The 11,808-nt window shown below is 63.7% G+C and carries 11 protein-coding genes; 6 read left to right on the forward strand and 5 right to left on the reverse strand.

Annotated elements, in window-relative coordinates:
• Positions 1 to 155: 155 nt before the first annotated feature.
• Together ubiE and hisF are read right to left on the reverse strand one after the other, a co-directional pair.
• Positions 156 to 872: a bifunctional demethylmenaquinone methyltransferase/2-methoxy-6-polyprenyl-1,4-benzoquinol methylase UbiE gene (gene ubiE, locus FLM9_RS02425; protein WP_074457092.1), complete on the reverse strand. Its 717-nt coding sequence runs from the start codon at positions 870 to 872 to the stop codon at positions 156 to 158.
• 4 nt (positions 873 to 876) lie between these two features.
• A complete protein-coding gene (gene hisF, locus FLM9_RS02430; RefSeq protein WP_074457093.1) occupies positions 877 to 1,662 on the reverse strand; it encodes an imidazole glycerol phosphate synthase subunit HisF in 786 nt (261 codons plus the stop codon).
• Between the two features lie 82 nt (positions 1,663 to 1,744).
• Between hisF and petP the strand changes: the two genes are divergently transcribed.
• Genes petP through FLM9_RS02445 form a run of 3 tightly spaced genes read left to right on the forward strand, consistent with a single transcriptional unit; the run spans position 1,745 to position 5,079 of the window.
• Positions 1,745 to 1,957, forward strand: a complete 213-nt coding sequence (gene petP, locus FLM9_RS02435) for a cytochrome b6f subunit PetP (protein ID WP_074457094.1) — start codon at positions 1,745 to 1,747, stop codon at positions 1,955 to 1,957.
• Positions 1,957 to 2,910 (forward strand): chlorophyll synthase ChlG, encoded by a 954-nt coding sequence (gene chlG / locus FLM9_RS02440; RefSeq protein ID WP_074457095.1) that lies wholly within the window; start codon positions 1,957 to 1,959, stop codon positions 2,908 to 2,910. Before petP ends, chlG begins: the two co-directional genes overlap by 1 nt.
• Before the next feature lie 48 nt (positions 2,911 to 2,958).
• The gene (locus FLM9_RS02445; RefSeq protein WP_074457096.1) at positions 2,959 to 5,079 is read left to right on the forward strand and encodes a transglycosylase domain-containing protein; all 2,121 of its coding nucleotides are present in this window, start codon (positions 2,959 to 2,961) and stop codon (positions 5,077 to 5,079) included.
• A gap of 3 nt (positions 5,080 to 5,082) precedes the next feature.
• Here FLM9_RS02445 and FLM9_RS02450 read toward each other — a convergent pair whose 3' ends face one another.
• Together FLM9_RS02450 and FLM9_RS02455 are read right to left on the reverse strand one after the other, a co-directional pair.
• The gene (locus FLM9_RS02450) at positions 5,083 to 6,417 is read right to left on the reverse strand and encodes a 16S rRNA (cytosine(967)-C(5))-methyltransferase (protein WP_257242968.1); all 1,335 of its coding nucleotides are present in this window, start codon (positions 6,415 to 6,417) and stop codon (positions 5,083 to 5,085) included.
• Between the two features lie 608 nt (positions 6,418 to 7,025).
• Entirely contained in the window at positions 7,026 to 7,427 is a 402-nt protein-coding gene (locus tag FLM9_RS02455; protein ID WP_306806776.1) for an MGMT family protein, read from the reverse strand.
• Between the two features lie 28 nt (positions 7,428 to 7,455).
• Between FLM9_RS02455 and FLM9_RS02460 the strand changes: the two genes are divergently transcribed.
• Entirely contained in the window at positions 7,456 to 7,842 is a 387-nt protein-coding gene (locus FLM9_RS02460; RefSeq protein WP_143324565.1) for a hypothetical protein, read from the forward strand.
• A gap of 68 nt (positions 7,843 to 7,910) precedes the next feature.
• Positions 7,911 to 9,005, forward strand: a complete 1,095-nt coding sequence (queA, locus tag FLM9_RS02465) for a tRNA preQ1(34) S-adenosylmethionine ribosyltransferase-isomerase QueA (RefSeq protein WP_074457099.1) — start codon at positions 7,911 to 7,913, stop codon at positions 9,003 to 9,005.
• On the opposite strand, the gene FLM9_RS02470 is transcribed toward queA, so the two are convergent.
• Positions 8,989 to 9,585 carry an FKBP-type peptidyl-prolyl cis-trans isomerase gene (locus FLM9_RS02470; RefSeq protein ID WP_074457102.1) on the reverse strand — a complete coding sequence of 199 codons (597 nt, stop codon included), beginning with the start codon at positions 9,583 to 9,585 and terminating at the stop codon, positions 8,989 to 8,991. The two genes, queA and FLM9_RS02470, sit on opposite strands and share 17 nt — an antisense overlap.
• Positions 9,586 to 9,612: 27 nt before the next feature.
• Here FLM9_RS02470 and FLM9_RS02475 point away from each other — a divergent pair.
• Positions 9,613 to 11,808: ArnT family glycosyltransferase (locus tag FLM9_RS02475; protein WP_143324566.1), on the forward strand; the 2,196-nt coding region annotated here is incomplete at its 3' end.

An 11,808-nucleotide genomic window follows, 5' to 3' on the forward strand; every position in this document is an offset into this window, starting at 1 on the left:
CCCACGGCAAGGTCCGGACAGCCTGCACACCAGGTCGCAGCAAGGGTTCCCTTCTCCCATCTTCCTTCTCCCCATCAGCTTTCTCAAGGCCCACAAGCCAGGCCAAGAGGGGGCTTCCTCTGCTTCCACTTATCCAAAACTCGGGTTCGTCAGGTTCAGCCTGACACTTTCATGTCCAGCAGGCCCATGAGGCCACCAGCAATGGGGTGGTGGCGGGCCACGGCAAACCCTGCCTGGTGCGCCAATGTTTCCTGCTGGGGGCCTGTGGCAAAGGTGGCGATGCTGCGCTCCAGGTAGGTGTATTCCGCTTCCAGCTCCAGCATCCTGGCCACGGGCACCACCACCCGTCGCAGATAGCTGCGCTGAGCTTGTGACCACAGGGGATGGGAGGGGCGATTGAAGTCCAACACCACCGCCCGGCCATGGGGTCTCAACAGGTGGCGGATCACCCGCAGTCCTGCCGCGGCGCTGGCGAGATTCCGCAGCCCGTAGGCCATCACCACCCCGTCGGCGGTGCCAGGGGGCAGGGGCAGCGCCAACACGTCCCCATGGACGAACTCTAGGGGGAGCCAGGGTTGCGCCACAGCCCGTTGACGGGCCAGGACCAGGGTCGCGGCTGACCCATCCACCCCGATCACGCCCCCATGGGGCCGCACCCGTTCCGCCAGCAGCAGGGCCAGATCGGCTGTGCCACAGCAAAGATCCACCATCCGCTCACCCGGTCGGGGTTGGAGCAACGCCACGGCCTGGCGTTTCCAGAGGCGGTGGAGAGTCAGGCTGAGCGCATCATTGAGTAGGTCGTAGGTGTGTGCTGTCCGGTCAAACAACCGGAACACGGCGGCCGGATCCGCCTGGGCAAAGGGCTGGGGCATCACCTCAGTGATTCGGGTGGTCCGGGGGGCGCACCACAATGCCGTGCTCTAGCAGGTGGGTCTTGATCCGGGGAACACTGAGGTCGCCGTCATGGAGCAGGGAAGCCAGCAGGGCCGCGGCGGCTTTTCCCTCTCTCAGGGCCGCGGTGATGTGCTCCACGGTGCCGGCGCCACCGGAGGCAATCACCGGAACCGACACCGCCTCCGCCACTGTGCGGGTCAAGGTGAGATCGTAGCCCTGGCGCGTACCGTCCCCATCCATGGAGGTGAGTAAAATTTCGCCGGCCCCCAGGGCAACCACCTTCCGGGCCCAGGTCACGGCATCCAGTCCCGTGTTCTCACGTCCCCCCTTGACGTACACATCCCAGCCTGGCGGGGCGGGGGGCCGTCGTTGCCGGGCATCAATGGCCACCACAATGCATTGGCAGCCGAAGCGCTCTGCTCCACGGGCTACCAAGTCCGGGTTGGCCACCGCCGCGGAGTTGAGACTCACCTTGTCGGCCCCGGCGCGCAACAGTTCGGTGATGCCCTGCAGGTCACGGATGCCACCCCCCACAGTGAACGGCACGTAGACCGTCTCGGCGGTGCGCCGCACCAGATCCACCAGGGTGCAGCGGTCTTCGTGGCTGGCGGTGATGTCCAGAAACACCAGTTCGTCAGCTCCAGCCTGGTCGTAGCGGCTGGCCAACTCCACCGGATCCCCGGCATCCCGGAGGCCGACGAAATTGACCCCCTTGACGACCCGTCCTGCCGCCACATCCAGGCAGGGAACAATGCGTTTGGCAACCATCGTGGAATCGGTGCCCCAGGATCAGCCATGGGAGACAATAGACATTTAAGGTGACTGATGCACCCCAGTGATCCGCAACTCCATGTCTCAGGCGGCCATCAACCTCGGCACAACCGTCAAGGTCACCCGTGTGCGGGAACGCATTCCCCAGGACCTGGTGAACAAGCTGAAGGCCAACAACGTCGGTGAAGTCACCGGCTTTCAGATGACGGATGGCAGTGGCGTTGGCGCAGTGGTCACTTTCCCCGACGGCAGCTCCTGCTGGTTTTTTGACGACGAAATCACTCCGGTCTGATGGGACAAACCACGGACGCCCGCCAGTTGCTGGGCATGAAGAAAGCGTCCCGCAGCCGCAACATCTGGGTCATTCGGCTCCAACTCATGAAGCCCATCACCTGGATTCCCCTGATCTGGGGCGTGCTTTGCGGCGCGGCCGCCTCCGGCCAGTTCCAGTGGCGCTGGGATCACCTGGTGGCAGCCCTGCTGTGCATGGTGCTCAGCGGTCCCCTGATGGCGGGATTCACCCAGACCATCAACGACTTTTACGACCGGGATATTGACGCCATCAACGAGCCCTATCGTCCCATTCCCTCCGGAGCCATTCCCCTGTTGCAGGTCAGGGTGCAGGTCATCGTCCTGCTGGTTGCCGGCCTGGTCTTGGCCTGGATGCTGGACCGCTGGTCAGGGCACACTACACCCACCCTCTTCTTCCTGGCCCTGGGCGGATCCCTGGTGAGCATTCTTTACTCTGCTCCCCCGATCAAGCTCAAGCAGAACGGCTGGCTGGGCAACTACGCTCTGGGCGCCAGCTACATTGCCTTGCCCTGGTGGGCGGGTCAGGCTTTGTTTGGCCACCTCAGTTGGCCCATCATCGGCTTGACCCTGGTCTACAGCCTGGCGGGGCTGGGGATTGCCGTGGTGAACGATTTCAAGAGCATGGCGGGAGATCGCCAGTTGGGGCTTCAGTCTCTCCCCGTGCTGTTGGGTGCCCGGGCGGCAAGTTGGGTGTCCGCTGCCCTGATGGACGGGTTTCAACTGCTGATCGCCGTGGTGCTCATGGGTCTGGGCCAACAGTTGGCGGGCACTGTCCTTGTCTTGCTGGTCATTCCCCAGGTGGTGTTTCAGGACATGTGGCTCTTGCGGGATCCGCTGCGCTTTGACGTGCAATATCAAGCCGGTGCTCAACCCTTCCTGGTGCTGGGCATGTTGGTCAGCGCCGTGGCACTGGGGCACAGCATCCTGGCCTAAAGTTCCCCTCTTAATTCTCCAATCGCTCCGCTGCCTACCCCTTCTCGCGTGGCGCACCCCAGACTTTCCCAGCAGCGCAAGCTGGGCCACACTGCAGCCATCGGCCTGGGCCTGGGAATTCTTGGGGCCGTAGGCCTGGGGGCAGCCATTGATCTCGTCGATCCCCAGTTGCCGGACGTGCGGGAACTGGCCAGCTTTCACCGGGCCCAAACCATCACCTTGCTGGCCCTGGATGGGCAAATCATTCAGCAGCAAGGCCCCATCACCCGGGACAAAATCCCCGCCGGTCAGTTGCCTGAGCGGCTCAAGCAGGCCTTTATTGCCGCGGAGGATCGCCGTTTTTATGAGCATAGCGGGATTGATGGCTGGGGGGTAGCCCGGGCACTGGTCAGCAACGTGCAACAATGGGGGGTTAGGGAAGGGGCCAGCACCATTACCCAGCAATTGGCCCGGATGGTGTTTCTGAGCCAGGAGCAAACCCTGGCTCGCAAGATGAAAGAAGCGCTCCTGGCCCTCAAGCTGGAACGCCAACTCAGCAAGGAGCGGATTCTTGAGCAATACATCAACAACGTCTATCTGGGATCCAATGCCTATGGCGCTGCCGATGCGGCCTGGGTGTATTTCTCCAAGCGCCCCGAACAACTGACCCTGCCGGAGGCGGCCCTCATTGCCGGTCTCCCCCCGGCGCCCTCAGTCTACTCACCTCTGGTCAATCCCGATCTGGCCCGACAGCAACGGCGCTCCGTCCTCCAGAGCATGCGAGAAACGGGCTTTATCACCAAAGAAGAAGAGCAACAGGCCCATGCCACACCCCTCAACCTGAAGCCGGCAGAGCCCAAGCATTTTGCCAGTGCGGCGCCCTACTTCACGGAATGGGTCGAACGGGAATTGCCCAAGATTCTCAGCCTGGATCAGATTGAGCGGGGTGGTCTCACTATTCGCACCACCCTCAACCTGGATTGGCAACGCCATGCCCGGCAGGTGCTGAGGGAGCATCGCCCAGGCCAGGAGATTCAAGGGGCCATGGTGGCCATGGACCCGGCCACCGGCCAGGTGCGGGTCATGGTGGGTGGACAGAGCTTCTACGATACTCAGTTCAACCGCGCCACCCAGGCGCTGCGCTCCCCCGGCTCCACCTTCAAATTGTTTGTCTATACGGCGGCGCTGCAGGAGGGACTCAATCCCAGCACGGTGTTCATTGATCAGCCCACCTGCTTTGGCGAGTACTGCCCCGGAAACTTTGGCAACAAGTATTTTGGTCCCATCACCATGAAGACCGCACTCAGCCGCTCGGTCAACACCGTGGCTGTGCAGACCATGGCCCGCATCGGCGCCGATTCGGTGATCGCAACTGCTCAGGCCTTGGAGCTTCAGGGGGAGATGGGTCGCTACTGGCCCCTGGCGTTGGGCGCCTATGAGCAGACCCTGTTGGACATGACCGCGGCTTATGCCGCCGTGAACAATCGGGGCGTCCATGTTCCCCCCATCCCCTTCCTGACCGTTACGGGTCCGGATGGGGAAGAGCTATGGAACGGTGAGCGGGATGGGCGACCTGGACGACGGGTTCTGGATGCCCAGGTGGCTGACACCATGGTGTGGATGCTTCAGGATGTGGTGAGATCCGGCACAGGCATTGCCGCCCAACTGCCGGACCAGCGCCCTGTGGCGGGCAAAACGGGGACATCCCAAAGGAACCGTGATCTTTGGTTCATTGGCTCCATCCCCCAGTTGACCACCGGCGTTTGGTATGGCTACGACGATGAACGGGATACCAAACAGGTGAGTGGGGAAGCCGCCTGGACCTGGAAACAATTCATGCTGCCCATTGTGGCCACACTCCCCAGGCAGGACTTTCCGCCTCTGCCTGCATCCATGGTGCAGCGCATGAAGCGCCAGGAGGTGCAAAACCTGAAAAACCTGCCCCAAGTCAACCAGGGACCGCCGCCCCTTGCCGGTCCAGGCGAGAATCCGTCCCCCACCTTTGTGGGGCCACAACCACAAGCTCCACAGGCAAGTCCCGGCAGGGGCAACGGAGATGGTGACGCCCCACAGGAGCCCCCTGTGGCGTTGCCATCTCCCCTGCCCTCTCAACAGCAGCAACCCTTGCGGCCGCTGGATCCGGAGACCAACGAATTCGACCTGGGGGACATCCCGCCGTTTCAAGGCTGAGCTTCACTTCCGAATGGCGATCACGGGCTCAAGGACGACGGCAAAAAATCCGTCACAGCCATGGCGCTGGGGCCAGAGTTGGAGTTGGGTGCCATGGCCACAGAGCTGCTGCAACTCCTCCGGCAACGGGCATTGGCGCCACTGGGGATGCTGGCTAAGCAAGACATTGATTTGGGTCTGGTTCTCGGAGGGATGGACCGTGCAGGTGGCGTAGACAAGCCGTCCGCCGGGGCGAACCAGTTGGAGGGCCTCGTTGAGGAGTTGCCGTTGCAACACCTGCAACTTGGCAATGGCTTCCGGGCTCAGGCGCCAGCGGGCGCAAGCATGGCGGGCCAACGTGCCCAGACCGGAGCAGGGCGCATCGAGGAGAACGCGATCCGCACAGCCATGGAGGTGGGGCAGGGCGCGGGCGTCGGCGCACCGGGTTTGGATGGACCGCAACCCCAAGCGCCGGGCATTGCGCTGCAAGCGCCCCAGGCGGCCCGCGGAGTGATCAACGGCAATGATCCGCCCCTGGTCACCCATCAGTTCAGCTATGTGGGTTGTCTTGCCGCCGGGGGCCGCACACATGTCCACCACCACGTGACCGGGTTGGGGCTGAAGCAGGGGCGCCACCAGTTGGGCGGCACGATCCTGCACGGACCACTGGCCAGTGTCGTATCCAGGTTGCTGCGCCATGGCCCCCACGCCCTGGGGAAGCTGTAGACCCTGTGGAGCCATGGCAATGGGCAGCAGGGGCTGATCCACCGCCCCCCAGGCAGCCTGCACCTCCGCCACAGTGGCCCGCAGCCGATTGATCCGCAGATCCAGGTGGGGCGGCTGGTTGATCAGCGTTGCAAACGTCACGGCCTCTTCCTCCGGCAACCATTGCAGTAGCAGGGCCGCCAGCCAGTCCGGCAGGGAATGCCGGGCCGCGAAGCGGGCGGTGGGCTGCCGCGGCAGTGGCGGCTCTTCCTGCCGCTGACGACAACGCACAACAGCCCGCAAGATGCCGTTGACTACGGCGGCCAGGGACCCCAAGCCGTGGGCCTTGGCCAGTTCGACAGTGCTGCTGACCGCCACCGCCTCAGGAATGCGGTGTGCAAAGAGCAGCTGATACAGCCCCAGATGGAGCAGCCAGCGCAGCAGCGGCGGCTGCTGTTGAGCGGGAACTGCACCGCAATAATCCAGCCAGTGATCCAGCAGGCGCCGCTGGCGAATGCTGCCGTAGGTCAATTCCATGGTCAGGGCACGGTCAGCCGCACTGAGTTGTTTGCCGTGACGTCGGAACTCCCGTTCCAGGGCCACGTCGGCAAAGGCGCCGGCAGCAACACTCCGGAGCACCTTCCAGGCCGTCAAACGGGAAAGGGATACACCCCTCGCGCAAGACTTGGGATGATCATTTAACTCCAAGACTCAACAACCGCCGGGACTATGAGTCAGGATAGAAGCTGGAGACAACGACGAACACCGAGTCACGACCGGGCAGGGTGAAGCCTGTGGCGTACGCAACCTTCGGTGAGCCAGTCTCTTCGTCGTCCTCTATTGCTGGATTGTCAAACATGTACTCGATGAAACCACCGCCAGCCTCACCCGCCGCCAGCAACTCCCTGAGGTAGGGGACCCCGCGAATGTCCTGCCGTTCGATTTCGGACCATGATGATCAAGTAGAGATCATCCGATTTCCATGGGCCTTCTTTGTCCCGGAAGACATCGCGCAACCGTGCTATATCCGTGACCGTCCTTCTGCTCTCCATGTAGTCTTTCGCGGACTAGCCAAAAACCTTGAGCGTGGGCCGGCCCATCAACCTCATGGGCGGTGACCTGGCTGTCTGCATGAACCGACGGGCTCACCAGCAGGGCAAACGCCGCGAGTGTGGCCAAGGCCGCTTTTCTAATGCTCCTGGTCTCTTTCCTGATGGTCAGCAACGTAGTGTGGGAGATAGTGGAACGTCAACTGGAAGGGCTCACTGGCCACCCGTCAGGGCCTGGAAGATCTGGAGAGGATCAGGAGTCCACAGGTAGGTCCGCAGGGGCAAGCGGCCGGACCGGTCCACCGGAATGCCCTCCTCCAGCAACAACTCCCGCTGGATCCAGTCGGAGCCGTTGCGGCCGATGCTCATGGAGATGGCTCCGGTGGCATTGACCACCCGGTGCCAGGGGATGGTTGTGGTGGCGGGATCCTGACGGCGTAACACCCAACCTACCTGTCGAGCGGCGCCAAAGTAGCCTGCCAACTCCGCCACGCGGCCATAGGTGGTGACCGTCCCCCTGGGGATCATGGCGGTCACCCGCAAGATCTTCTGTTCCGCAGTGGGTGGCATGTTGGGCAGGGAGCCAAAATCAGCAAAGCACAGGCCGGTTGGCAACTCTAAAATCGGAAGGCAAGCCTCTGCGTTGCAACAGGATGACCTCCAGTACCCCTGTGGCCAAGTCCGACGCTGCACCGGAAACCATCAGCCGCCGGCAACTATTGCCTCGGCGGGGGAGACCTGGTGGCGTCAATGGCTGGGGCCTGTAGTGGCGGCCGCCGTCATCAGCGTGTTGGTCATTGCCCTGGTAACGGTTGGCGTGGCTGGATTCAACTCCCTCAAAGGGGACGTCAGGAATCTCAAAAGTGACATGAGAGAGATGGGAACCATGCTGGGCCGGCAGATCGAGATGCTCAAGCTGGACAGCAAAGCCAGGCTGCGGGAAGACATAAAAGACCTCAAAGCGGATAATCGGTCGTTGAACGACAAGCTGGATCGGCTATTGGAGGGCTTCTTGGCGAGCAGGACTTGAGGGGGACGGTTGCTTGCTGGTCGTTAGCAAATCTGAAGAAGGCTTCCTGGTTCAGTATCAGTAGAAGCATGAACCAGGACCACCACCTCTCCAGCTACGACTACACCCTGCCGGAGGAGGCCATTGCCCAGACGCCGGTGGAGCCGCGCCACAATGCGCGACTGCTCTGCGTGGAACCCGGTGCAGGCTGGCGGGACACCACCATGGCCCGGTGGCCCGCCCTGCTGCGACCCGGCGACCTACTGATCCTGAACGATACCCGGGTGCTGAAGGCCCGCCTGAAAGCCCGGCGGGCCACTGGCGGCCTGGTGGAACTTCTTGTGTTGGAGCCCCACCACCACACCTGGCTGGGCCTAGTGAAGCCCAGTCAGCGGGTTCGTCCCGGAGAGTGGCTGCAGATCCAGCCTCCCCCAGGTCAGCCGTCTGCGGCGGTGCAGGTTCTGGGTCGCCACAGTGACGGCGGGACCCGTCTGCTGCGATTTGCCAACCCGGAGCTTGCCGCCCTGGAGCCGGAGGCCATGGAGCAATTCCTGAACACCTACGGAGAACTTCCCCTGCCGCCCTACATTCGCTCCAGTTGTCGGGACGAGCAGCGCTACCAGACCACCTATGCTTGCCGCCCCGGCGCCGTGGCGGCCCCTACGGCGGGTCTGCACTTGAGCGAGGAATTGATGGGGTGGTTGGCGGCGGCCGGCGTGGCCAGTGCAGCCGTCACCCTCCACGTGGGCCTGGGCACCTTCCAGCCCCTGCAAACGGAAGACCTCAGCCAAGTGCAACTCCACAGCGAACGGGTGGAGATCAGCCCTGCCACGGTGCGGGCCGTGCAGCGCACCAAGGTCCGGGGGGGACGGGTGCTGGCGGTGGGCACCACCAGTTGCCGGGCACTGGAAGGGGTTGTCGCCCTCCATGGGGGCCGGCTCCAGCCCTACAGCGGTTCGGTGGAGCTTTGCATCCGCCCCGGTTTTCGCTGCCAGGTAATGGATGGCTTGCTGACCAATTTCCACCTGCCCCGCTCCAGCCTGCTGCTGCTGGTGAGCGCCCTCATCGGCCGCCAACGGCTGCTGACGCTGTACCAGGAGGCCCTGGCCCGGGGGTACCGCTTCTACTCCTTCGGGGATGCCATGTGGATCCCCCCCGAGGCGGTGCTCAGTCCTCCACCTTGAGCAACTCCACATCGAACACCAGGGTGGCGTTGGGAGGAATGACGCCACCGGCCCCTCGCTGGCCGTAGCCCAACTCCGGGGGGATCACCAGTTGCCGCTTGCCCCCCTCCTTCATGCCGACCAGGCCTTCATCCCAGCCCTTGATCACCTGGCCGGCCCCCAACCGGAACTGGAAGGGTTGATCACGGCGACGGCTGCTGTCAAATTCCTTGCCATCCTCCAGACGACCGTCGTAATGGACAGTCACGTTGGTGTTGGCGACGGCTTCACGGCCCTTGCCAATCTGCAGGTCAATAATTTTCAGGCCGGATGGGGTGACGGTCATGGGCGGGTCCTGGGGTGTGTCTTGCGTTTGAGGATCATCTGCGGCCATGGCAAACAGGGTGGGATTGGGATCGTCAGGGTCCAGTTCCCAACGCGGGATTGGTGGGACAGTGGCCGGGGCCTGTGGGCTTGCCACCACCGGCTGATCCGTTGACGATGGCTGGGCAGCCAGCGGCGCCGGGGCCAGCCACTGGCTCACCAGCGCCACCAACAGGCAGGACACACAAACACCAGCGCTGACGAGAATGTGTTGCATGGATTCACTGGCCACGGGAGAAGGCTGATGATCAGCACTCATCCTGGCATGGGGCGGGGCGCCCTCTGCCGGTTACGGCGCTGGTTGCCCCTGCTGCTGATCTGGCTGTTGGCCACGGTGGCGGATCGGGCCTGGTTGGCGGCGGATCAGGCGGTGCCTGCCTGGGATCCGGCTGATTATCTGAACAGCGCGGTGGATCACGGCCGGGCTCTGGGTCTGCTTCCCGGTGGTGAATGGCCGGGCTGGCGGGGGGTGCTCCTGCTGTCTCCCAAAATCCCGCCCCTGGCCTCCCTGGTCCATGGCACCGTCATGGCGGTGGCGGGTGAATTGCCGGATCAGGCAAGCTGGGCCTTGGCCATCTGGCATGGTCTGCTGCTGCTGGCGCTGGATGGCTGGGCGCGGCAACTCCATTCCCCTCGCCTGGCATGGCTGGTTCTTCCCCTGGCCGCCGTGACCCCCGGACTGGTCTCCCTGCGGGTCCAATTCACCCTGGATCTTGCCCTCACCGCAGTCACCACAGCAGCCCTCTGGCGGCTCTGGCGCTGGCAGCGTCCCGCGCCCCACGGCGGCCGTTGGGTTCAGGCCCTCCTGGCTGCGTTGGCTCTGGCGGCGGCGCTATTGGTGAAGCAAAGCGCCATTCTGGTTCTGGCGGCTCCCACTTTCTGGGCGGTGGTGACCGGTGTTGGGCAACGCCGGCGGCGGCCGCAACTCCTGGCGGGGATGGCTCTGGTGCTGGCCTTGATCCTGCCCTGGCTGCACCAGAACTGGATCACCACCATCGGCGGCACCCATCGAGCGGTGGTGGACTCCGCCAGATCCGAGGGGGATCCACCAGTATTTTCCTTGGCCAGCCTGCTGTATTACCCGCGACTCTGGTGGCAGCAGCTCGGTGTTGTTCCCTGTATCGGGGCCATGCTGGGGCTGGGTCTCGCCTTGTGGCCTCGCCTGCGAACAACGTGGAACCGCCTGCGGGCAAAACCGCCACTTCACGATGCCCACTCGCCCCAGCCTTCCCTCCCGGAGGGCTGGGGTTGGTTGCTGGGCTGCACCATCAGCGGCTGGCTGCTCACCACCATGAGCCCCAACAAGGATTCCCGCTACATCGCCCCGGTTCTGCCCCTGCTCAGCCTCTGGCTCGGTCTGGGTTGGCTGGTCCTGATCTCAGCTCTGCAGCGGTGGCTTGGCTCCTGGAGAGCTTGGACTGCCGTGACGGCTTCCCTGTTGCTGGCGACAGGCAGCACTGCTGTGGGACGTGTCACCGCCATTCATAGGGCATCAGGGGAACCCCCTGTCGTCAGCCTGATGACGTTCCTGCGTCAACACACTGGCCATGCCTCCATCACTTTGGTGATGGCGCTGGAGCCAGACGGCGCCGATCTCAACGAGCACACCGGAACCTACTACGGCAGGTTGAACGGCGGGCAGTTGTTGGCCCGCAGCCTGGGGCAAGCCCATCATCCCCTGGTGCTGGATCAGGCGGAATGGGTGGCTGTGGCCAGGGGCGACCAGGGGCATCACCGAGAGGATACCCGTCAACTGAGCTATGGCATCCGCAAGGACGGCCGTTTTCAGCGGGTGCGGCAATGGCCTTGGAGCCAGGGACGCTTTGTGGAGCTTTGGCAGCGTCGGCCTGATGCGACACGTGGTCAACCTTTTGCCCGGCAATTTGTCGCTCTGGCCCAGGGACTGGGTGGTGGCCCCCAAGGACTGGTCCGGTTCATGGAGCAGATTGGCCCACAGCACCAGTTGGACGGCCATTTTCTGTATCAGCAACAGGTGGAAGCCTGGGCCAACCGGCGCCTCGCCCAGGACCCCCAGGCGACCGATGCCCTCTGGAGCATGGCGGCACTGGCCATCCTGCGACAGGATGCCAGCACAGCAGACCACTGGCTGGCCCAACTGGAGGCCGTGCTGCCTCACAATTCCTGGCCAACCACTTGGCGCACCGCGGTGCTGCTAGTGGACTGGAAGCCATGGGCGGCCCAGCGCCGGGCCGAGGCTCATCCCCGCGCCCTGGAGGAGCCCCTGCTCAAGGCTGTAGCTGATCTGGCTGCCGTGACGGGTGGCGACCTGACTCGCTTGCCGGCCTTGGGCGCCTCATGGCCAAGAGCTGTGGAGCAGGTTCAGGGGAGCCTCAGCGTCAAGCCCGCCAAGCAGGCCCCAGCAGAGGGCTGCCCAATTCCGCTGGGAGACCACAGCGCAGCAGGTAGAAGCCTTGTTGGA

It is taken from the genome of Candidatus Synechococcus spongiarum, assembly GCF_900047545.1.
GTDB lineage: Bacteria > Cyanobacteriota > Cyanobacteriia > PCC-6307 > Cyanobiaceae > Synechococcus_B > Synechococcus_B spongiarum_C.